General features: G+C 70.6%; 19 protein-coding genes and 1 tRNA gene. 13 read left to right on the top strand and 7 right to left on the bottom strand.

The annotated features are described in order from the left end of the window. The first annotated feature begins 2 nt into the window (after positions 1 to 2). The 3 genes from pyrH to ACXYMW_RS05335 all read left to right on the top strand — a co-directional run bounded on the left by pyrH (position 3) and on the right by ACXYMW_RS05335 (position 3098). The gene (pyrH, locus tag ACXYMW_RS05325; RefSeq protein WP_459034296.1) at positions 3 to 719 is read left to right on the top strand and encodes a UMP kinase; all 717 of its coding nucleotides are present in this window, start codon (positions 3 to 5) and stop codon (positions 717 to 719) included. A gap of 259 nt (positions 720 to 978) precedes the next feature. Further along, positions 979 to 1659, top strand: coding sequence for a 5,6-dimethylbenzimidazole synthase (bluB, locus tag ACXYMW_RS05330; RefSeq protein ID WP_459034260.1), 681 nt, complete (start codon positions 979 to 981; stop codon positions 1657 to 1659). 134 nt (positions 1660 to 1793) lie between these two features. Next, entirely contained in the window at positions 1794 to 3098 is a 1305-nt protein-coding gene (locus tag ACXYMW_RS05335) for a cytochrome-c peroxidase (protein WP_459034297.1), read from the top strand. On the opposite strand, the gene ACXYMW_RS05340 is transcribed toward ACXYMW_RS05335, so the two are convergent. Both ACXYMW_RS05340 and ACXYMW_RS05345 read right to left on the bottom strand, forming a co-directional pair. Then, entirely contained in the window at positions 3064 to 4620 is a 1557-nt protein-coding gene (locus ACXYMW_RS05340) for a CRTAC1 family protein (protein ID WP_459034261.1), read from the bottom strand. The genes ACXYMW_RS05335 and ACXYMW_RS05340 overlap by 35 nt on opposite strands. Further along, on the bottom strand, positions 4617 to 5888 hold the full coding sequence (locus ACXYMW_RS05345) for an ROK family transcriptional regulator (RefSeq protein WP_459034262.1): 1272 nt from the start codon (positions 5886 to 5888) through the stop codon (positions 4617 to 4619). The genes ACXYMW_RS05340 and ACXYMW_RS05345 overlap by 4 nt, the downstream gene beginning before the upstream one ends. 212 nt (positions 5889 to 6100) lie before the next feature. On the opposite strand from ACXYMW_RS05345, the gene xylF reads away from it, so the two are divergent. The 3 genes from xylF to ACXYMW_RS05360 all read left to right on the top strand — a co-directional run bounded on the left by xylF (position 6101) and on the right by ACXYMW_RS05360 (position 9357). Beyond that, a complete protein-coding gene (gene xylF / locus ACXYMW_RS05350) occupies positions 6101 to 7129 on the top strand; it encodes a D-xylose ABC transporter substrate-binding protein (protein ID WP_459034263.1) in 1029 nt (342 codons plus the stop codon). A 165-nt stretch (positions 7130 to 7294) separates the two neighbouring features. Next, complete coding sequence (locus ACXYMW_RS05355) at positions 7295 to 8593, top strand: sugar ABC transporter permease (RefSeq protein ID WP_459034264.1); 1299 nt, start codon at positions 7295 to 7297, stop codon at positions 8591 to 8593. Next, complete coding sequence (locus ACXYMW_RS05360) at positions 8593 to 9357, top strand: ATP-binding cassette domain-containing protein (RefSeq protein ID WP_459034265.1); 765 nt, start codon at positions 8593 to 8595, stop codon at positions 9355 to 9357. The genes ACXYMW_RS05355 and ACXYMW_RS05360 overlap by 1 nt, the downstream gene beginning before the upstream one ends. A 50-nt stretch (positions 9358 to 9407) precedes the next feature. Here ACXYMW_RS05360 and ACXYMW_RS05365 read toward each other — a convergent pair whose 3' ends face one another. The 4 genes from ACXYMW_RS05365 to puuE all read right to left on the bottom strand — a co-directional run bounded on the left by ACXYMW_RS05365 (position 9408) and on the right by puuE (position 13440). Next, entirely contained in the window at positions 9408 to 9881 is a 474-nt protein-coding gene (locus ACXYMW_RS05365) for a hemerythrin domain-containing protein (protein WP_459034266.1), read from the bottom strand. A 148-nt stretch (positions 9882 to 10029) separates the two neighbouring features. Then, entirely contained in the window at positions 10030 to 11451 is a 1422-nt protein-coding gene (locus ACXYMW_RS05370; RefSeq protein WP_459034267.1) for a uracil-xanthine permease family protein, read from the bottom strand. 97 nt (positions 11452 to 11548) lie between these two features. Beyond that, on the bottom strand, positions 11549 to 12031 hold the full coding sequence (locus tag ACXYMW_RS05375) for an ureidoglycolate lyase (protein ID WP_459034268.1): 483 nt from the start codon (positions 12029 to 12031) through the stop codon (positions 11549 to 11551). Continuing rightward, positions 12028 to 13440: an allantoinase PuuE gene (gene puuE, locus ACXYMW_RS05380; protein ID WP_459034269.1), complete on the bottom strand. Its 1413-nt coding sequence runs from the start codon at positions 13438 to 13440 to the stop codon at positions 12028 to 12030. The genes ACXYMW_RS05375 and puuE overlap by 4 nt, the downstream gene beginning before the upstream one ends. Before the next feature lie 145 nt (positions 13441 to 13585). Here puuE and uraH point away from each other — a divergent pair, with 145 nt between their 5' ends. From uraH to ACXYMW_RS05410, 6 genes are all read left to right on the top strand, one after another. Then, positions 13586 to 13939 (top strand): hydroxyisourate hydrolase, encoded by a 354-nt coding sequence (gene uraH / locus ACXYMW_RS05385; RefSeq protein WP_459034270.1) that lies wholly within the window; start codon positions 13586 to 13588, stop codon positions 13937 to 13939. Between the two features lie 217 nt (positions 13940 to 14156). After that, positions 14157 to 16562, top strand: coding sequence for an endopeptidase La (gene lon / locus ACXYMW_RS05390; protein ID WP_459034271.1), 2406 nt, complete (start codon positions 14157 to 14159; stop codon positions 16560 to 16562). Positions 16563 to 16701: 139 nt separating this feature from the next. Then, a tRNA-Val gene (locus ACXYMW_RS05395) sits at positions 16702 to 16776 on the top strand. A 272-nt stretch (positions 16777 to 17048) separates the two neighbouring features. Continuing rightward, positions 17049 to 18500, top strand: coding sequence for a xylulokinase (gene xylB, locus ACXYMW_RS05400; RefSeq protein WP_459034272.1), 1452 nt, complete (start codon positions 17049 to 17051; stop codon positions 18498 to 18500). 150 nt (positions 18501 to 18650) lie between these two features. Beyond that, a complete protein-coding gene (locus ACXYMW_RS05405; RefSeq protein WP_459034273.1) occupies positions 18651 to 19001 on the top strand; it encodes a hypothetical protein in 351 nt (116 codons plus the stop codon). 110 nt (positions 19002 to 19111) lie between these two features. Continuing rightward, the gene (locus tag ACXYMW_RS05410) at positions 19112 to 19525 is read left to right on the top strand and encodes a c-type cytochrome (protein ID WP_459034274.1); all 414 of its coding nucleotides are present in this window, start codon (positions 19112 to 19114) and stop codon (positions 19523 to 19525) included. 106 nt (positions 19526 to 19631) lie between these two features. On the opposite strand, the gene ACXYMW_RS05415 is transcribed toward ACXYMW_RS05410, so the two are convergent. Beyond that, the gene (locus ACXYMW_RS05415; protein ID WP_459034275.1) at positions 19632 to 19994 is read right to left on the bottom strand and encodes an ArsR/SmtB family transcription factor; all 363 of its coding nucleotides are present in this window, start codon (positions 19992 to 19994) and stop codon (positions 19632 to 19634) included. Between the two features lie 85 nt (positions 19995 to 20079). Here ACXYMW_RS05415 and ACXYMW_RS05420 point away from each other — a divergent pair, with 85 nt between their 5' ends. After that, positions 20080 to 20532, top strand: a complete 453-nt coding sequence (locus tag ACXYMW_RS05420) for a YeeE/YedE family protein (RefSeq protein WP_459034276.1) — start codon at positions 20080 to 20082, stop codon at positions 20530 to 20532. Position 20533 lies beyond the last annotated feature (1 nt).

Below are 20533 nucleotides of genomic sequence, written 5' to 3' on the forward strand. Positions count from 1 at the left end.
TGATGGTGAAGATCAGCGGCGAGGCTCTGGCGAGCGGCGCGGCGGGCGTGTTCTCTGACAGCGCGATCAGCGCGGTGGTCGAGGAAGTTCTCAAGCTGCACCGCTCCGGGGCCGAGGTGGCCTGCGTGATCGGCGGCGGCAACATCTTCCGGGGCTCGGTCTCCTCGGACTGGAACATCGAGCGGGTCGAGGCCGACAATGTCGGCATGCTGGGGACCATCGCCAACGGCATCCTCTTGCGCGCCAAGGTCGAGGCGATCTCGGATGTCGAGGTGCGGCTGATGTCGGCGCTGACCATTCCGCAGATCGGCGAGCCCTATATCCGGCGCCGCGCCGCGCGGCATCTCGAGAAGCGCCGCCTGGTGCTGCTCTGCGGCGGCATCGGCGAGCCTTATCTGACCACCGACTACCCGTCGGTGCAGCGCGCCATCGAGCTCGACTGCGACTGCGTGCTGGCGATGAAGAACGGCATCGACGGCGTCTACGAGAGCGATCCGCGCAAGAACCCCGATGCCCGGCTCTACAAGACCCTGACCTTCGAGAAGGCGATCAAGGACCGGCTGACCTTCATGGACCAGGCCGCGCTGGTGCTGGCCCAGCAGCACCGCATGAAGGTCCATGTGGTGGGCTTCGACCAGCCCGGCGCCGCCGAACGGGTCCTGAAGGGCGAGGAGCTCGGCACCACGCTTAGCGACGAGGGCAGCGTCACCTATTACTGACGCTTGCCGGCCCGCGGGCGGCGCGATACCCCTGATACGGTCTGGTGCCCGGCGCGGCTGCGCGCCGGGAGACCCGGGAAAGCGGCGCGGCTCCGCGACGGGCCCGGCGCCGGGAGGCCGACGGGGCGGCTTCGGCCAAGGGCCCCGGCCGGGAAGGCGCCGCGCCCGGCGGATGCCGGGTCGGAAGACCGGCCAGACGGCATGGCCCCGACCGCGTGGCGGCGGCGGGGCGCGCGGATGTGAACAGGGGGACCATGTCATGCCGCAACGCCCGTCCGGGCCGGCGCCCGCCGGCCCCTTCAGCGCCGCCGAGCGCGCCGCCGTCTACCGCGCCATCGAGACCCGCCGCGACGTGCGCGGCCAGTTCCTGCCCGACCCGGTCGAGGACGCGCTCCTGATGCGCCTGCTCGCGGCCGCGCATCACGCGCCCTCGGTGGGGCTGATGCAGCCCTGGAACTTCATCGTGATCCGCGACCCGGCGGTGAAGGCGCGGGTGCAGGGCGCCTTCGCACGCGCCAATGACGAGGCCGAGACGCGCTTCGAGGGCCGCCGGCGGGCGCTCTATTCGCAGCTCAAGCTCGAGGGCATCGTGCAGGCGCCGGTCAATCTCTGTATCACCTGCGACCGCTCGCGCGGCGGGAGGGTGGTGCTGGGCCGGACCCACGACCGCGACACCGATCTATATTCCACCGCCTGCGCGGTGCAGAACCTGTGGCTCGCCGCCCGCGCCGAGGGCGTCGGCGTGGGCTGGGTGTCGATCTTCCGCGACGGCGACCTGCGCGACATCCTCGGCCTGCCGGACCACGTGGTGCCGCTGGCCTATCTCTGCATCGGCCATGTCGCGGAGCTCTACGAGGAGCCGGAATTGCAGGCCCGGGGCTGGGGACGGCGCCTGAAGCTGGCCGACCTGGTGATGCAAGAGAGCTGGACCGGGTCGTGAGGGCTTCGCGGGCACAAGGCGGCGCGGGCGGGGCCTTGAGGGGCGCTGCCCCTCTGCGCGCGCTGCGCGCATTCACCCCGGGATATTTTTCCCAGGAGAAGGGCTGGGGGTGGCGCTGGTCCCTGGCCGCGGCGCTGCTGGCGGGGCTGGTGACGGGGGGCGGGGCGGCGCGCGAGGCGGGCTGGCCCGAGCCGCTGGGCGCGGCGGATTTTCCGCCTCACGCGCCGGCCGAGGTCGCGCTTGGCCAGCTGCTGTTCTACGATCCCATCCTGTCGGGCAACCGCAACATCTCCTGCGCCACCTGCCACCATCCGCGCTTCGCCACCGGCGACGGGCTGTCGCTGGGGATGGGCGAGGGCGGGCTGGGGCTCGGGCCGGAGCGCGTCGCCGATCCCGCCAACCCGCCCGAGGAGCTGATCCCGCGCAACGCGCCGCCGCTCTTCAACATGGGCGCGCGGCAGATGACGGTGATGTTCCATGACGGCCGCATCGAGGTCGATCCCGGCCGGCCCTCGGGGCTGCGCACCCCGATGGAGGAGGAGATGGTCGCGGGCTTCGCCTCGCTGCTCTCGGCGCAGACCATGTTCCCGGTGCTCTCCGCCGACGAGATGGCCGGGCATTACCAGGAGAACGAGATCGCCCGCGCGGTGCGGCAGGGGCTGATCACCGGGCCCGGCGGCGCCTGGGAGCTGCTGTCGGCGCGGGTGGCGGCGATCCCGGGCTACGCCGGGCGTTTCGCCGGCGTCTATCCCGAGATCGCCGCCGGCCGCGCCATCGCCTTCACCGACATCTCGAACGCCATCGCGGCCTTCGTCGCGGTCGAATGGCGCGCCGATGACAGCCCGTTCGACCGCGCCCTGCGCGGCGAGGCGCGGCTCGAAGGCGCCGCGGCGGCGGGGGCGGATCTGTTCTACGGCACTGCGGGATGCGCGTCCTGCCATTCCGGGCCGCTGCTCTCGGACATGGGCTTCCACGCCATGGGTGAGCCGCAATTCGGCCCCGGCAAGAAGGCGCGGTTCGAGGACCATGCCCGCGACGACGGCCGGCTGCGGGTCACCGGCCGGGCCGGGGACGCCTTCGCCTTCCGCACGCCGCCCCTGCGCAACGTCACCCGCACCGGGCCCTGGGGCCATGCCGGCGCCTTCGACGATCTCGCGGCGTTCCTGCGCCACCATGCCGACCCGGTCGCGGGGCTGGCGGCCTACCGGCCGCGCGCCGTGCTGCCCGGCGGCGCGCTGGCCGACGCGGCCTGGGAGGTCTGGGAGGCGGGCAGCGACCGCGCGGCGCTTTCGGCAGCCGCCGTTTCCGGGCGGGCGCTGTCGGAGACCGAGGTGGCGGCCCTGCTGGCCTTTCTCGCAGCGCTGACCGACGAGGCGGCGCTCGCCGGGCGGCTCGGCATCCCGGTCAGCGTGCCGAGCGGCCTGCCGGTTCAGCGCTGAGGCGGCCGTTCGCACCGCGGCGGAGCAGGTGGGTCCGGCCCGCCTCGAGGCGCTGCCAATTGCTCCAGGCGCCGTCCGGCCAGCGCACGCGGATCTCGGCCCCGGCGTGCCGGCCGAGACCCAGATGCACCGGGCCGGCGCGGCCGCCGGCATGGCCGCCGCCCACCGTTACCTCGCGCGCCTGCACGCCGTCGGGGCTGCGCGCCTCGATCCAGGCGCCGACGGCGTGGCGGTTCGGGCCGGGCTGGGCGAGCTCCAGCGCCAACGCGTGACCGGCCCCGGCGGTGACGTTCTGCCAGAGCTCCAGCGCGGCGCGCCGGTTCACCACCACCAGGTCGAGCCGCCCGTCGCCGTCGAAATCGGCGAAGCCGGCGCCGCGGGCGCGGTCCGGCGTGGCGATGCCGGCGGCCACCGAGACCTCGCGGAAGGTGCCGTCCGCCCCCTGCCGGAGCAGCGAGTTCGGGTCCGCCATGGCATTCGACGGCATCTGGTCGACATTGCCCTTGGCGATGAACAGGTCGAGCCGGCCGTCATTGTCGATGTCGGCGAACTCCGCGTGCCAGCCGGTCGAGGGGCGGCCGTCATCGCCGGCATGCGGCCGCTGGGCATAGGTGCCGAGCGCGTAGGGCGCGCGGGACAGGGTGCCGGCGGCGTTCAGCATCACCAGCTGGTCGCCCATCGAGGTCAGCATCACGTCGGGATAGCCGTTGCCGTCGAGGTCGCCCGAGGCGATGCCCATGCCCCAGAGCGAGACCCGCTCCCAGCCGTCGGCGGGGCCGCGCTCGGCCAGCGGGTCGAGGCGCCACATCTGTTCGTGGCCGTCGCGCAGGTAATAGTGCCGGTCGTTGGAGATACGCAGCTCCGGCCTGCCGGTCCGCTGCCAGTCGGAGATCAGCATGGAGAGCGCGCAATAGCCGGGCTCGAGCGGCAGCGGATCCACGTAGCGCCCGCCCTCGGGGCGGTGCAGCTCGTTGCCGTCGCAGGCGCCGAACGGCCCCTCGGGGTCGCTTCGGTCGACGTAATTGCCGATTGCGAGGGTGGGCAGGTTCCGGCCCGGCTCCCAGGTGGCGGCGAAGGCGGTGCTCCAGGCGTCGCCCGCCGCGAAGCCCCAGGCCTCCCCGTGATCGGCGAAGCCGCAGGCGCCGTCGCCCTTCAGGAGCAGGTTCGGCCCGACCCGCAGCACGGCGAGGTCGAGCGCGCCGTCGCCGTCGATGTCGAGGGGATAGGCCCCGGTGACCCCGGTGAGGTCCTTGAGCCCGCCGTCGCGGAAGGCCAGCTTCGCGCCCGGCGCCGGGGTCGCGTTGACGTAGAGCCGGGCCGGGTTGCTGCCGCCGGCGGCCAGAAAATCGGGCCGGCCGTCGCCGTTGCAATCGAGGATCGCCACGCCGCCGCCGACGAAATGCTCCCAGCCGCCGGCATAGACATGGGCCGGGCCGGGCAGGGCATCGGCGCGGTCCTCGAAGCGCGGGCTGCCGGCCGCGGCGAGGGCGGGCAGGATGATGAGCGCGGCGGCCAGCCTCATGCCGGAACCTCCTCGCGCGCCGCACCCAGTTCGCGTTCGGTCACCGCCGAGAGCGCCAGCGCGGCGGCGCCGTAGCCCCAGAGCAGGTCGCCCCAGGCATGGACCTCGATGCGCGGCGCGCCGCGGCCGGTGTTGAGCGCCAACCGGCCGGCCTCCTCCAGCGTCTCGGCGGCGTAGAGATAGTCGTAGCGCATGCGCTCGCCGGAGAGGATGATGAGCTCCGGGTCGAACAGGTTGACGACATTGGCGAGGCCCAGCGCCAGGTAGCGCCCGGCGCGGTGGAAGATGGTGCGTGCCGCGGCGTCGCCGCCCTTGGCGCGGTCATAGAGCCGCTCCAGCAGCATCGGCACCGGCAGGGCCGGGCGGTCGATGCGGTTCAGCGCCACCGTGGCCTCGCGGGCGAGGGCGTAATCGGCGACATAGGCCTCGAGGCAGCCGCGCTGGCCGCAGCGGCAGAGCGCGCCGTCGAGCTGCACCTTGGTGTGGCCGAGCTCCATGCCGAGCCCCTGGGCGCCGCGGTAGAGCCGGTGGTTGATGACCAGCCCCATGCCGACGCCGTGCTCGATGGTGACCACGGCGAAATCCGCCAGGGTGCGGCCGCGGCCGAACCAGAGCTCGGCCAGGGCCACGAGGTTGGCGTCGTTGTCGATGGTCACCGGCCGGCCGAGCCGTGCGCTGGCCGCCGCCGCCAGCGCCACGTCGGGCGCGTCGATCACCGGCGACCAGAAGACCCGGCCGCTGGCATTGTCGACGAAGCCGGGCAGGCCGAGCCCCACCGCGGCGAGCGCCTCGCGGCGCAGCCCGGCGCCGGCGCAGACCTCGTCCAGCAGCGTCTCCATGGCGTCGAGCAGCGCGCCCAGCGTGTCGACGCCGCCGCCCGGGGCGCTGGCCGAGGCCAGCGCGTTGCCGGCGAAATCGACGATCACCGCGCTGTGCTCGCGGTCGGAGAGCTTCAGCCCGGCCACCACGAAGGCGCCGGGCCGGACGCCGAGCCCGACCGGCGGGCGGCCGCAGCCGCTGTCGTCGGGGTCGCGGTTGAGCCGCAACCCGGTGAGCAGGCCGCGCTCGATCAGTTCCGAGGTCTGGGCGGTGACCGAGGCGGGACTGACGCCCAGTTCCTTGGCTATCTGGGCGCGGCTGATGGCGCCGGCGGCGCGGACCCGCTCGAAGACCTGCTGGCGCAACGGCCGCATGGATTCCGACATCGGGGCGATTCGCGGACCGCAGCCCGGGTTCGGCGCCCCGTCACCGGAGATCTCCGCACACATTATGTTCGGCCCCCGAACTAAAATTCTGAGAAATCGCCGCAGCGCAGCGCCATCGGAGCAAGAGACGCGCCAACCTTCGGTATTTCCTCCCTGTGCCGCAGTATGGGGCGCGAGTTTTATTTTGACAACCGAATTTAATATGCGAGTATGACCGGGCCCCGGCACACTGACCGGAGACCCGCAAAGGGTCAGACCCAAGGGAGGACATCATCATGCATCGTAGAACGCTGTTCGCAGCGCTGGCGGCGGCCACCTGCCTCACGGCGCCGGCCTTCGCCCAGGACATGACCGTCGGCGTCAGCTGGTCGAACTTCCAGGAGGAGCGCTGGAAGACCGACGAGGCGGCCATCAAGCAGGCGCTCGAGGCCGCCGGCGCGGAATACGTCTCGACCGACGCGCAATCCTCCTCGGCCAAGCAGCTCTCCGATGTCGAGAGCCTGATCGCCCAGGGCGTCGACGCGCTGATCGTCTTGGCGCAGGACGCCAGCGCCATCGGCCCCGCGGTGCAGGCCGCGGCCGACGAGGGCATCCCGGTGGTGGCCTATGACCGCCTGATCGAGGACGAGCGCGCCTTCTACCTGACCTTCGACAACGTCGAGGTCGGCCGCATGCAGGCCCGCGCCGTGCTCGAGGCCGCGCCCGAGGGCAATTACGTGATGATCAAGGGCTCGCCCACCGATCCCAATGCCGACTTCCTGCGCGGCGGCCAGCAGGAGGTCCTGCAGGAGGCGATCGATGCCGGCAAGATCACCATCGTCGGCGAGGCCTATACCGACCAGTGGCTGCCGGCCAACGCGCAGCGCAACATGGAGCAGATCCTGACCGCCAACGACAACAACGTCGACGCGGTGGTTGCCTCCAATGACGGCACCGCCGGCGGCGCCGTCGCGGCGCTCTCCGCGCAGGGGCTCGAGGGCATCCCGGTCTCCGGCCAGGACGGCGACCACGCGGCGCTGAACCGGATCGCCAAGGGCACCCAGACCGTGTCGGTCTGGAAGGATGCCCGCGAGCTCGGCAAGCGCGCCGGCGAGATCGCCGTGGAGCTGGCCGGCGGCACCGAGATGTCGGCGATCGAGGGCGCCGAGGAATGGACCTCGCCCGCGGGCACCACGCTCTGGGCGCAGTTCCTCGAGCCGGTGCCGGTGACCAAGGACAACCTGTCGGTGGTCTCCGATGCCGGCTGGATCGAGGTCGACGCGCTCTGCCAGGGCGTGGAGAACGGCCCGGCGCCCTGCAACTGAGCTGAGACCCGGCCCCGGGACCCGCGGCGCACGCGGGGTCCGGGGCCCCGGGCACCGGCGGTCCGCCGCCGCGCCCGGGCCCGCGCCGCCGGCCGACCTCGGGGGGACGCCCCGGCCGGCGCGGGCCGCAACCCTGTCTGCCACCGCCATCACGAGGATCGAGGGATGAGCGATTCCGCCGGCGCCACCGCCACACCACCGCGCCGCAAGGGGCTTCTCGACACGCTGGAGGTGGATACCCGCCTGCTCGGCATGATCGGCGCCTTCGTGGTGCTTTGCCTGGTCTTCAACGTCTTCACCGACGGACGTTTCCTGACCCCGCGCAACATCTTCAACCTGACCATCCAGACCGTCTCGGTGGCGCTGATGGCGCAGGGCATGGTGTTCATCATCGTCACCCGCCACATCGACCTGTCGGTGGGCTCGCTGCTCGCCACCACCTCGGCGGTGATGGCGATGACCCAGACCGTCTGGCTGCCGCAGGTGCTGGGCCTCGATCTCGGCTCGGCGCTGATCGCGCCCCTGGCGATCCTGGTCGGGCTGCTCGCCGGCATCGCCATCGGCGGCTTCCAGGGCTGGCTGGTGGGCTACCTCGCGATCCCGGCCTTCATCGTCACGCTGGGCGGGCTGCTGATCTGGCGCAACGTCGCCTGGTACCTGACCCGCGGCCAGACCATCGGCCCGCTCGACGAGACCTTCCAGCTGTTCGGCGGCATCAATGGCACGCTGGGCGAGCAGGCCTCGTGGATCGTCGGCATCGTCGCGGTGATCCTGGCGCTGCTGGCGCTGGCCGCCGGACGGCGCTCCAAGCTGAAGCACGAATTCCCGGTCAAGCCGCTCTGGGCCGAGGTCGTGCTCGGCGCCATCATCGCCGCGGTGATCTTGGGCTTCGTCGCGGTGCTGAACGCCTATGACGTGCCTTCGAACCGGCTCGAGCGGATGTTCGAGGCGCGCGGCGAGACCATGCCGGAGGGCTATTCGGAGGGCTACGGCATCCCGTATTCGGTGCTGCTTTTGATCCTCGTCGCGGTGGTGATGACGGTGGTGGCGCGCAAGACCCGGCTCGGGCGCTACATCTTCGCCACCGGCGGCAACCCGGACGCGGCGGAGCTGTCGGGCATCAACACCCGCTTCCTGACCGTCAAGGTCTTCGCCATCATGGGCTTTCTCTGCGCCCTGGGCGCGGTGGTGGCCTCGGCCCGCCTGACCTTCCACTCCAACGACATCGGCACGCTGGACGAGCTGCGGGTGATCGCCGCGGCGGTGATCGGCGGCACCGCGCTGGCGGGCGGCATCGGCACGATCTACGGCGCCATCCTCGGCGCGCTGATCATGCAGTCGCTGCAATCGGGCATGGCGATGGTCGGGGTCGACGCGCCGTTCCAGAACATCGTCGTGGGCGGCGTGCTGGTGCTCGCCGTGCTGATCGACATCCTCTACCGCAAGCGCACGGGAGCGAAATGATGGTGGACCGCAGCGGAACCCCCCTCGTGGAGATGCGCGACATCTCCATCGCCTTCGGCGGCATCAAAGCCGTGGACCACGTCTCGGTCGATCTCTACCCCGGCGAGGTGGTGGGCCTGCTGGGCCATAACGGCGCCGGCAAGTCGACCCTGATCAAGTGCCTGTCGGGCGCCTACAAGCAGGATTCGGGCGAGGTCTTCGTCAACGGGGAGAAGGCCGTGATCAACAATCCCCGCGACGCCCGGCGCTACAATATCGAGACGATCTACCAGACGCTGGCCCTGGCCGACAATCTCGACGCCGCCTCCAACCTCTTTCTGGGGCGCGAGCTGACCACCGCCACCGGGCTGGTGGATGACAGCGCTATGGAGGCCGAGACGCGCAAGATCATGGCGCGGCTGAACCCCAACTTCCGCAAGTTCAACGCGCCGGTCTCGGCGCTCTCGGGCGGCCAGCGGCAATCGGTGGCGATCGCGCGCGCGGTCTATTTCAACGCCAAGATCCTGATCATGGACGAGCCCACCGCGGCGCTCGGGCCCCAGGAGACGCAGATGGTCGCCGAGCTGATCGAGGAGCTGAAGCGGCAGGGCCTCGGCATCTTCCTGATCGACCACGACGTACATCAGGTGAAGAAGCTCTGCGACCGCGCCGCGGTGATGAAGAACGGCGAACTGGTGGGTGTGGTCGATGTCGACGCGGTGACCACCGACGACATCCTGGCGATGATCATTGCCGGCAAGAAACCGGCGCACCTGGCCGCCTGAGGCTGGCCGCGCGTCCGCCCGGGGGGCGGGCGCGCGGGCGCCGGGCCGGCTCAATCCTCGAGCGAATCCTCGCGCTTGGCCTCGACGAGCTTCATCTCCTCGTCCTTGCGCTTCTTGAACTCTTCGCCGTAGCCCTTGATCTCGCTGGCGGGGATCACCTCCTTGGCGCGGCCGAAGACCTCGTCCTCCTCCTCGTCCATGTGGTGCTCGTATTCCTCGCGCAGCGTCTTGAACTTGGTCAGCCAGCCCGACGAGGACATGTCCATCTCGTTGAGTTCCTCGAGCAGGTCGTCCATCTCGGCATGCTCCTCGACCGAGTGGCGCGCCGCGTCCTGACCCCAGGTCTTCGACATCAGCTTGGAATAGAAGGTCTCCTCCTCCGCCGCGGCGTGGCTCTTGACGTCGTGGTAGAAGGCGTCCCAGGCCTCGCGGCGCTCGTCGGAGGCGCCCTCGGTGGCGGCGATGCGCGCCATCAGGTCGCGGTGGGTTTCGTGATCGGCCTTGATCGCCTCGTAGATCGACATGTCGGCTCCTGCTGTGAGAAATATCTGGCTGACTGCATGTGACCCAGACGAACTTCGGCGGTGCGGCCCGGGTTCCCGGGCGGGCCCGAAACGCGACGCGCCCGCCCGGGGATGCCGGACGGGCGCGCAGGGACCGGCGGTGCCGGGGTCAGGCTTCGGGCGCGGCCCGGCTCTCGGGGTTGCGGGAGGTGAGCCCGCCCGACACCTCCTCGGTGGCTTCGGCGCTCAGCTCCTGCGGCAGCAGCAGGTTCAGCACGATGGCGATCAGCGCCGCCGGCAGGATGCCGGAGGTCAGCAGCACGCGCGCCGTCTCCGGCAGGTGCTGGAGCGCGCCGGGTTCGAGCTGCAGGCCGAAGCCCAGCGACAGCGCGATGGCGAAGATCACCATGTTGCGCCGGTTCCAGTCGACATCCGACAGCATCGAGACACCGGCCGCCACCACCATGCCGAACATCACGATGACGCCGCCGCCCAGCACCTCGATCGGCACCGTGGAGATCGCCGCGCCGACCTTCGGCATCAGCCCGCAGAGGATCAGGAAGATCGCCCCGATGGTCACCACGTGGCGGCTCATCACCCCGGTCATCGCGATCAGGCCGACATTCTGGCTGAACGAGGTGTTGGGCAGCGCCCCGAACAGCCCCGAGATCGCGGTGCCGATGCCGTCGGCATAGGTCGCGCCTTCGATCTCGCGGTCGGTGGCCTCGCGGCCGGCGCCGCCCTTGGTGATGCCCGAGACGTCGCCCACCGTCTCGACCGCCGAGACGAAGGCCATCAGGCAGAAGCCGAGGATCGCCGCGAAGGAGAAGGACATGCCGAAATGGAAGGCGTCGGGCAAGGCGATCACCGCGGCATTGCCGATATTGCCGAAGCTGACCATGCCCATCGGGATCGCCACCAGGTAGCCGGCGATCAGGCCGAGCAGCACCGCCGAGACCGACAGCATGCCGCGGGCGAAGAATTTCAGCCCGAGCGTCACCAGGATCACCACGAAGGCCACGAACCAGTTGCCGAGGCTGCCGTATTCCTCGGTGCCGATGGCCGGCACGCCGCCCGCGGCGTACTGGATGCCGACCCGCACCAGCGCCAGGCCGATCATCGTCACCACCAGCCCGGTGACCAGCGGCGGCAGGGCGAAGCGGATGCGGCCGATGAAGAGGCCGAGGCTGGCGTGGAACAAGCCGCCCACGAAAACCCCGCCCATCAGCACCGAGATGGCGCCGACGCCCTGGCCGGCGACCAGCGGGATCATGATCGGCAGGAAGGCGAAGGAGGTGCCCTGCACGATCGGCAGCCGCGCGCCGACCCGTCCCATGCCGAGGGTCTGGAACAGCGTGGCGATGCCGGCGAAGAACATCGACATCTGGATCATGTAGATCAGCTCGGGGAAGTCCGGGCTGTTCGAGCCGAAGCCGAAGCCCGCCGCGCCGGCGACGATGATCGCCGGCGTGACGTTCGAGACGAACATGGCGAGGACGTGCTGGATGCCCAGCGGCACGGCCTGGGCCAGGGGTGGCGTGTAATCCGGATCGCGCAGCTGCTGCGGCGTTCCCAATGCGGCATAGGTCATCAAAAATCCCCCTGTCGGGTCTGGGCCTGCAGGCGGTCTTGGCGCCGCGTTCCGCAGGGATGGGCGCCGCCCTGGCGGGCGACGGGGACGACGTCGCTCAGGCGACGGTGTAGGGCGTGTCGAACCAGTGTTCCTCGAGGTTGGCCCCCGGGCCGATGCGGTCGATGACGGCAAACAGCCCGGGCGCGGAGAGCGGCGTCAGCACGCCGTGCCAGACGCCGCGGTGGAAGTTGACGGCCTGGCCCGGGGCAGTGCAGAAGGCCCGCGGCCGGCCCGGCCGGCCGGCCTCGTCGGGGGCCACCACGACGAGGAAGGCGTCATGGCTCATCGGCACGAAGCACTGGCTGCCCTCGGGGTGGCGCTCCACCATGTCGAGGAGCAACGGCAGGCTGCGCGGCTCGGCGTCGAACAGGCTGATACCGGCCCGGCCGTCGCCGAAATCGAGCCGCGCCCGGTCGTGGTAGCGCCCGCAGAGCCCCTGGTTGATGAGCCGGTCCGGCGCGCCCTCGGTGTCGAGCACATCGCCGAAGGGCGCGAAGGCCGCCCGGTCGAGCGGTTCTATGGCGATGTGCACGCTCATCGCCCGAGCTTCTCCAGCAGGCGCAGTTCGGCGATGCGCTCGACCTGGCGGCAGGCCTCGGCGAACTCGGTGTCGCGGGCATTGTCGAGCCGGCGCTCGAAGGCCGCGAGGATGCCCGCCTTGTCGTGGTCGCGCACCGCGATGATGAAGGGGAAGCCGTGCCGCGCGGTATAGGCGTCGTTGAGCTCGGTGAAGCGGGCGCGCTCGGCATCGGTCAGCGCGTCGAGCCCGGCCGAGGCCTGCTCGGAGGTCGATTCGGCGGTCAGCCGCTTCGCCGCGGCGAGCTTGCCGGCGAGGTCGGGGTGGGCCGTCAGCACGCCCAGCCGCTCCTCCGGGCTGGCGCCGCGGAACATTCGGGCGAGCGCGGCATGGACGCCGCGCGCGGTGTCGTGGGTGGGGCCGAGTTCCAGCCCGTGCGCGCGCTCGGCGATCCAGGGCGAATGCTCGAAGATGCCGCCGAATTCGCGCACGAAGGTCTCGCGGTCCATCTCCGAGGGCCGGGCGCGACGCGGCGCCGGATGCGTGGCGGCCCAGTGCTCGGCGATCTCTAGCCGGGTGGCGAACCAGACGCCGTCATGGCCGGCCATGTGGTCGAGCGCCCGCTTCAGCGCCGCGGCGCGGCCCGGACGGCCGGCGATGCGGCAATGCAGCCCGATCGAGAGCATCTTCGGCGCGCCGGCGCAGCCCTCGGCGTAGAGCTGGTCGAAGCTGTCCTTCAGGTAGGTCTCGAACTGCCCGCCCTCGGTGAAGCCGGCCTGGATCGCGAAGCGCATGTCGTTGCAATCCATGGTATAGGGCACGATGAGCTGGTCGTGTCCGCCCAGGCGCTGCCAATAGGGCAGGTCGTCGGCGTAGCTGTCGGCGATGTAGGCCAGATCGCCTTCCTCGGCCGCGAGCCGCAGCGTGTTCATCGAGCAGCGCCCGGTATACCAGCCGCGGGCCGGGCTGCCGGTCACCTCCTCGTGCAGCCGCAGCGCCTCGCGGATCTGGGCCCGCTCCTGGCATTCCGGCATGTCCTTGTGCTCGACCCATTTCAGGCCGTGGCTGGCGATCTCCCAGCCGGAGGCGCGCATCGCCGCGACCTGTTCGGGCGCGCGCGCCAGCGCCGTGGCGACGCCGTAGACGGTGACCGGCAGCTCGCCGAGCATCCGGTGCAGCCGCCAGAAACCCGCGCGGGCGCCGTATTCGTAGAGCGATTCCATGTTCCAGTGCCGCTGCCCCGGCCAGGGCTGGGCGCCGGTGATCTCGGACAGGAAGGCCTCGGAGGCCGCATCGCCGTGCAGGATGTTGTTCTCGCCGCCTTCCTCGTAATTCAGCACGATCTGCACCGCGATCCTGGCGCCGCCGGGCCAGCACGGATCCGGGGGTGTGGCGCCGTAGCCGGTCATGTCGCGCGGGTATCTCTGCACGTCTTGCTCCCTCTTGCCTTCATTTCCTTGTAATCCGAACGAACCGGATCGTTTTTCAAATTCCATTGGAAGCTGTTGCCAACCGCCACGAAATTGCGGGACGGACAGGCCTGTAGGACACTGCCCTGCAACAGAGGAGACGGAAATGGCAGGATATCTCACCACCCACGTTCTCGATACCGCGCGGGGCCGTCCCGCCCAAGGCTTGGGCATCACGCTCTACCGCATCGAGGGCGACCGCCGCAGCCGCATCGCCGAGGCGACCACCAACGCCGATGGCCGCACCGACACGCCGATCCTCGGCGAGGGCGACTTCGCGCCCGGCACCTACGAGCTTGAATTCCGCGCCGGCGCCTATCTCGACGCCAGCGGCGTGCCGGCCGAGGATCCGCGCTTCCTCGACGTGGTGCCGATCCGCTTCGGCATGTCCGAGCCGGTGCATTATCACGTGCCGCTGCTGCTCTCGCCGTTCGGCTACGCGACCTATCGCGGCAGCTGAGGGGCGGCCGCGGCGCGGTTTCCTTCCCGCCTTTGAGGGCTACATCTTGTTGCAGCGGCCGGACGCCCGACGAAGGGAGGGCGTTCCGGCAGCTTTCGCTCTGGCAGGGCGAGCTTGAAAAGGGTTAGTCTCGCCCCCAATTTCAGAGACCGAAAGAGGAGACGGCGGCGCTGCCGGACTGGGGCGCGGGCCGTCTTGCCGAGACGAAGGAAAGCTCATGCAACAGCCTCTCAACACGTCCTATCCGGTGCTGCCGCTCCGCGACATCGTGGTGTTCCCGCACATGATCGTGCCGCTCTTTGTCGGGCGCGAGAAATCGGTGCGCGCGCTGGAGGAGGTGATGGCCGACGACAAGCAGATCCTGCTTGCCAGCCAGGTCGATCCGGCCGAGGACGATCCGAGCTCCGATGCGATCTACAAGGCCGGCGTGCTGGCCAACGTCCTGCAGCTGCTGAAGCTGCCCGACGGCACCGTGAAGGTGCTGGTCGAGGGCCAGGCGCGGGTGAAGATCACCGAATATCTCGAGAACGACGCCTTCTTCGAGGCGCGCGCCGAATATCTCAACGAGATGCCGGGCGACGCCACCGCGATCGCCGCGCTGGTGCGGTCGGTGGCCGACGAGTTCGAGCGCTATGCCAAGATCAAGAAGAACATCCCCGAGGAGGCCCTCTCGGCGGTCGGCGAGACCACCGAGCCGGCGAAGCTGGCCGATCTCGTGGCGGGTCATCTCGGCATCGAGGTGAAGCAGAAGCAGGAGCTTCTGGAGACCGTCGCGGTGTCCGACCGGCTGGAGAAGGTCTACGGCCTGATGCAGGGCGAGATGTCGGTGCTGCAGGTCGAGAAGAAGATCAAGACCCGCGTCAAGAGCCAAATGGAGCGCACCCAGCGCGAGTACTACCTGAATGAGCAGATGAAGGCCATTCAGAAGGAGCTGGGCGACGGCGAGGACGGCCAGAACGAGGTCCAGGAACTGGAGAAGAAGGTCTCCGAGACCAAGCTCTCCAAGGAGGCCCGCGAAAAGGCCGATGCCGAGATCAAGAAGCTCAAGAACATGAGCCCGATGTCGGCCGAGGCCACGGTGGTGCGCAACTATCTCGACTGGATGCTGTCGATCCCGTGGGGCAAGAAGTCCAAGGTCAAGAAGGATCTGGGCCGCGCCCAGGGCGTGCTCGACGCCGATCATTACAGCCTCGACAAGGTCAAGGAGCGCATCGTCGAATATCTCGCGGTGCAGCAGCGCTCGAAGAAGCTGAAGGGGCCGATCATGTGCCTCGTGGGTCCCCCGGGCGTCGGCAAGACCTCGCTCGGCCAGTCGGTGGCTAAGGCGACGGGGCGCGAGTTCATCCGCATCTCGCTCGGCGGCGTGCGCGACGAGAGCGAGATCCGCGGCCACCGCCGGACCTATATCGGCTCGATGCCGGGCAAGATCATCCAGGCGCTGAAGAAGGCCAAGACCACCAACCCGCTGATCCTGCTCGACGAGATCGACAAGATGGGCCAGGATTTCCGCGGCGATCCGGCAAGCGCCATGCTCGAGGTGCTCGACCCCGAGCAGAACGCGACCTTCGTGGACCACTATCTCGAGGTGGAATACGACCTGTCTGACGTGATGTTCATCACCACGGCCAACTCCTACAACATGCCGGGCCCGCTTCTGGACCGGATGGAGATCATCCCGCTCTCGGGCTACACCGAGGACGAGAAGGCCGAGATCGCCAAGCGCCACCTGCTGTCGAAGCAGATCGGCAATCACGGGCTGAAGGAATCCGAGTTCGAGGTGACCGATGCCGCGCTGACCGACGTGATCCGCTACTACACCCGCGAGGCGGGCGTGCGGAATCTCGAGCGCGAACTGGCCAAGCTGGCGCGCAAGGCGGTGACCAAGATCGTCAAGAAGGAGGTCGAGAAGGTCACCATCACGCCGGAGAACCTCGCGGATTATCTGGGCGTGCGGAAGCACCGCTACGGCTTGGCCGAGGAAGAGAACCAGGTCGGCGTGGTGACCGGGCTGGCCTATACCTCGGTGGGCGGCGACCTGCTGCAGATCGAGGCACTGCGCCTGCCGGGCAAGGGCCGGATGAAGACCACCGGCAAGCTCGGCGACGTGATGAAGGAATCGATCGACGCCGCCTCGTCCTATGTGCGCTCGATCAGCCCGCAGATCGGGGTGAAGCCGCCGCGCTTCGAGAAGTGGGACATCCACGTCCACGTCCCCGACGGCGCGACGCCCAAGGACGGCCCCTCCGCGGGCCTCGCCATGGTGACGGCGATCGTGTCGGTGCTCACCGGCATTCCGGTCCGCAAGGACATCGCGATGACCGGCGAGGTGACGCTGCGCGGCAATGCCAGCGCCATCGGCGGGCTGAAGGAGAAGCTCTTGGCGGCGCTCCGGGGCGGCATCAAGACGGTGCTGATCCCCAAGGAGAACGAGAAGGACCTGGCCGAACTGCCCGAGAACGTGACCTCGGGGCTCGAGATCATCCCGGTGACGCATGTCTCCGAGGTCCTGAAACTGGCCCTGGTGCGCGAACCCGAGGCGGTCGACTGGGACGAGGAGGCCGAGGAGGCCGCGGCCCAGGCCATCGCCAAGTCCGACGCCGAAACCGGCGCCGTGGCGCACTGATCCGGGCTGTCCCGGAGCGACCTCGACAGGGGCGCCGCGCATCCGCGCGGCGCCCTTTTTCGATCGCGATAGCGGGCGCCCGACCGCCGGGAAAAACCGCTTGCACCCGCTCCGGGGCCTCGCTAAGACGCGCGGCATCGGGTGATTAGCTCAGTGGTAGAGCGCTTCGTTCACATCGAAGATGTCGGGGGTTCAAATCCCTCATCACCCACCATCCTCTCCCGATATCGACGCTGACCGGCACGCTGCACGCGGCCCGTCGCGGCGGCGCGCGCCCACCGCCGCCCCTTCTTCTGAGCCGAAATATCCCGGGGGTCCGGGGGCAGCGCCCCCGGTCCGCCCCCCGCCGCACCTCCCGCCGGCACGACAAGGGGCCGGCCCCGCCTCCGGCCTCGACGCGGCACCAGCGCCGGAATATCACCGGAGCACGGCCCCGTGCCGGCCCTGTGCCGGTGCTCCCGGGGGGCAGGAACAGGAGCGCGGCGCATGAGCTATCTCGGTCTCGATCTCGGCACGTCCGGCCTCAGGGCGCTCCTCGTCGACGATGCCGGACGGGCCATCGCCTCGGTCGAGGAGAGCTACGCCGCCAGCCATCCGAAGCCCGGCTGGTCGGAACAGGATCCGGCCGACTGGATCGCCGCGCTCGACCGGGCGGCCGGGCGGCTCGCGGCCGAGCAGCCGGCCTTCCGCGCGCTGGCCGGGATCGCCGTGGCGGGGCACATGCACGGCGCCACGCTGCTCGACGCGGAGGACCGGGTGCTGCGGCCCTGCATCCTCTGGAACGACACCCGCGCCCATGCCGAGGCGGCGCGGCTCGACGCCCTGCCGCACCTGCGCGAACGCTCCGGCAACATCGTGTTTCCCGGCTTCACCGCGCCCAAGCTGCTCTGGGTCCGCGCCCATGAGCCCGAGATCTTCGCCCGCACCGCGCGGGTGCTGCTGCCCGCGGCCTACCTGAACCTCTACCTGACCGGCGAACACGTCACCGACATGTCGGACGCCGCCGGCACCGCCTGGCTCGACACCGCGCGGCGCGACTGGTCGGCGCCGTTGCTGGAGGCCGGCGGCATGCGCCGCGCGCAGATGCCGCGGCTGGTCGAGGGCTCGGAGCCGGCCGGCACCCTGCGCGCCGATCTGGTGCGGCGATGGGGGCTCGACCGCGCGCCGGTGGTGGCCGGAGGCGCCGGCGACAACGCCGCCGCGGCCTGCGGCATCGGCGCGCTCGACGAGGGCCAGGGCTTCGTGTCGCTCGGCACCTCGGGCGTGCTGCTGGCGGCGCGCGACGGCTACCGCCCGGCGCCCGAGACCGCGCTGCACACCTTCTGCCACGCCGTGCCGGGACGCTGGTACCAGATGGGGGTGATGCTCTCGGCCACCGACAGCCTGAACTGGCTCGGGCGGATCACCGGGGCGCGGCCGGGAGACCTGGCCGCGTCGCTCGACGGGCCGCTGCAGGCGCCCGGCCGGGTGCGGTTCCTGCCCTATCTCTCGGGCGAGCGCACGCCGCACAACGATTCCGCGATCCGCGGCAGCTTCACCGGGCTCGGCACCGACACCACGCGCGACGACCTGACCCGCGCGGTGTTCGAGGGCGTGGCCTTCGGCCTGCGCGATTCGCTCGAGGCGCTGCGCGGCGCCGGCGCGCGGCTTGAACGGCTCGCGGTGATCGGCGGCGGTGCCCGGTCGCGCTACTGGGTGGAGCTGATCGCCACCGTGTTCGGCCTGCCCCTGGTCCCGCCCGAGGGCGGCGAGTTCGGCGCGGCGATCGGTGCGGCGCGGCTGGCGAGGATCGCCGCGACCGGCGCGCCGCTCGAGGAGGTCATCCGGCCGCCGGCCATGGCCGAGCCGGTGGTGCCCGACCCGGCGCATATCGGGGCGTTCGAGGACGCCCATGCCGCCTTCCGCACCGCCTATCCGGCGATCCGCGCGGTGCAGTGACGCGCGCGGCGCGGCGCCCGGCGATGCCGCGAAGCGCGGGCGGGGGCCGTCATGCCCGGCGCACGCGCCGGGGTTGACTTGATCTCGGTCAATGCATCCGGCCGTCGATGCGCTAGGATCGCGGTATCACCAATCAGGGGAGGGCATGGGATGGCCGAGGATCACACCCAAAGCAGCGCGGAGACCGCGACGCCGGCGCCCCCGTGGCGCCAGGCATCGCCCGATCTGCTGCCGGCGGTACTGATGGCGGAACGCTGGACCGCGTTCGGCGCGGAATGGATGGACTTCGCCGCCCGCCGGGCGCGGGCCGGGACCGAGGCGCAGCAACGCATCCTGCATTGCTCCAATGCGCTCGACGCGCAGGTCGAGCTGCTGCGCTACGGCTGCCGGATGCTGGACGATTACCAGCGCGAGGGCGCGCGGCTGGCCGACATGCTGGCCGGGAACGGGGCCGCGCCGGAAGACGCCGCGGACGAGGCCTCGCGCAACGTCGCGGTCTGAGCCGCACGAAACGCCGCCCGGCGCCGGAGCGCGCCGGCCGTCCCGGAAGCGGGCGGCCGGGCAGGGACCGTGCGCGCGGATTTCTGCACAACCCGATCAGGGAGGAAGCCATGCGCGCCATCGCGTCGATCCTCGTCTTCGCCGCCTCGGCGGCGCTGGCCGAGACTCCGGAAACGCCGCCCTCGGTCGAGACCGGCGGCCGGCTCTACGCCGAATTGTGCAGCGGGTGCCACGGCCGCGACGCTCGCGGAGACGGCCCCTTTGCCGAACTTCTGGTCGCGCGGCCGCCCGATCTCACCGGGCTCGCCGCGCGCAACGGCGGCGCCTTCCCGCAATTCGAGGTGGTGCGCAAGATCGACGGCCGCGCCCTGGTGCGCGCCCACGGGCTCATCATGCCGGCCTTTGGCCCGGCGCTCGACACCGAGCCCGCCTTCGGCCGGACCTGGACCGGGCAGAGCATCCTGACCAGCCGCGCCATCGCCGACCTCGCGGCCTACCTGAAGAGCATCCAGGCGCCGCAGTGATGGCCCGGCCCGCGCCCGTTCGGACCCCGCATCCGCGGGGCTGCCGGGCGGGGTCCGCCGGTGGCCCGCGGAGCCCCGCGGCCTTCCGGTTGCCGGCCGCGCGGTGCTAGTCCTGCGCGCCGCTCCCGGCGATGGCGGGCGTTTCTCCCTGCCGGGCGGCCCCGGCGCAGAACGTGTCGTAAAGCGCCGCCATCATGGTTTCGACCTCGCCGTCGGCCAGGCGGTAGAAGATGGTCTGGGCCTCGCGGCGCGTCGCCACCATCTCGGCGTTGCGCAGTCGCGCCAGGTGCTGGCTGAGCGAGGACTGGCTGATCCCGACCTTGCGCTGCAGCTCGCCCACCGAGGTCTCGCCCTCCGCCAGCGCACAGAGGATCAGCAGCCGGCTGGCATTGGCCATCAGCCCCAGCCGCTCGGCAACGTATTCGGCTTTCTCCCGGAGCTCCGGGAACCCTTCGGACGCGTCTTGCATTGTCATATTATCTTATCGTAATAAACGAGATGCGAATATAACCCACCTGCGCGGATTTGGGAAGTTGAACCGGAAGGGGTGCCCCATGGAGCTCGAGACCGCAACCGCCTTCACGCCATGGGCCTCGCTCTTCGGGGGCATCCTGATCGGCATCAGCTCGGTGATGGTGATGGTCCTGCTGGGCAAGATCGCCGGGATTTCCGGGATCACCAAGGGCCTGATCGGCGCGGTGGTGCCGCAGGCCGGCGGACCCCGGGACCGGGGCTGGCGTATCACCTTCATCCTCGGCCTGCTGGCGGCGCCGCTGCTCTACGCGGCCTTTGCCGGGCAGCGGCCCCCGCAGACCGTGCCCGACAACCTGTTCGGCATGGTCGCGGCGGGCCTGCTGGTGGGCCTCGGCACCGCGATCGGCTCGGGCTGCACCTCCGGGCACGGCGTCTCTGGGCTGGCGCGGCTCTCGAAACGCTCGCTGGCGGCGGTGCTGACCTTCATGGCGACGGCGGCGCTGGCGGTCTTCGTCCTGCGCCACGTGATCTGAG

The organism is Roseivivax sp. CAU 1761, assembly GCF_054482755.1.

Bases quoted from the DNA above. Each gene is read 5' to 3' on its own strand.
- pyrH (WP_459034296.1), top strand. From the start codon at position 3: ATGGTGAAGATCAGCGGCGAGGCTCTGGCGAGCGGCGCGGCGGGCGTG.
- bluB (WP_459034260.1), top strand. From the start codon at position 979: ATGCCGCAACGCCCGTCCGGGCCGGCGCCCGCCGGCCCCTTCAGCGCC.
- ACXYMW_RS05340 (WP_459034261.1), bottom strand. From the start codon at position 4,620: ATGAGGCTGGCCGCCGCGCTCATCATCCTGCCCGCCCTCGCCGCGGCC.
- ACXYMW_RS05345 (WP_459034262.1), bottom strand. From the start codon at position 5,888: ATGTGTGCGGAGATCTCCGGTGACGGGGCGCCGAACCCGGGCTGCGGT.
- xylF (WP_459034263.1), top strand. From the start codon at position 6,101: ATGCATCGTAGAACGCTGTTCGCAGCGCTGGCGGCGGCCACCTGCCTC.
- ACXYMW_RS05355 (WP_459034264.1), top strand. From the start codon at position 7,295: ATGAGCGATTCCGCCGGCGCCACCGCCACACCACCGCGCCGCAAGGGG.
- ACXYMW_RS05360 (WP_459034265.1), top strand. From the start codon at position 8,593: ATGGTGGACCGCAGCGGAACCCCCCTCGTGGAGATGCGCGACATCTCC.
- ACXYMW_RS05365 (WP_459034266.1), bottom strand. From the start codon at position 9,881: ATGTCGATCTACGAGGCGATCAAGGCCGATCACGAAACCCACCGCGAC.
- ACXYMW_RS05370 (WP_459034267.1), bottom strand. From the start codon at position 11,451: ATGACCTATGCCGCATTGGGAACGCCGCAGCAGCTGCGCGATCCGGAT.
- ACXYMW_RS05375 (WP_459034268.1), bottom strand. From the start codon at position 12,031: ATGAGCGTGCACATCGCCATAGAACCGCTCGACCGGGCGGCCTTCGCG.
- uraH (WP_459034270.1), top strand. From the start codon at position 13,586: ATGGCAGGATATCTCACCACCCACGTTCTCGATACCGCGCGGGGCCGT.
- lon (WP_459034271.1), top strand. From the start codon at position 14,157: ATGCAACAGCCTCTCAACACGTCCTATCCGGTGCTGCCGCTCCGCGAC.
- xylB (WP_459034272.1), top strand. From the start codon at position 17,049: ATGAGCTATCTCGGTCTCGATCTCGGCACGTCCGGCCTCAGGGCGCTC.
- ACXYMW_RS05405 (WP_459034273.1), top strand. From the start codon at position 18,651: ATGGCCGAGGATCACACCCAAAGCAGCGCGGAGACCGCGACGCCGGCG.
- ACXYMW_RS05410 (WP_459034274.1), top strand. From the start codon at position 19,112: ATGCGCGCCATCGCGTCGATCCTCGTCTTCGCCGCCTCGGCGGCGCTG.
- ACXYMW_RS05415 (WP_459034275.1), bottom strand. From the start codon at position 19,994: ATGCAAGACGCGTCCGAAGGGTTCCCGGAGCTCCGGGAGAAAGCCGAA.
- ACXYMW_RS05420 (WP_459034276.1), top strand. From the start codon at position 20,080: ATGGAGCTCGAGACCGCAACCGCCTTCACGCCATGGGCCTCGCTCTTC.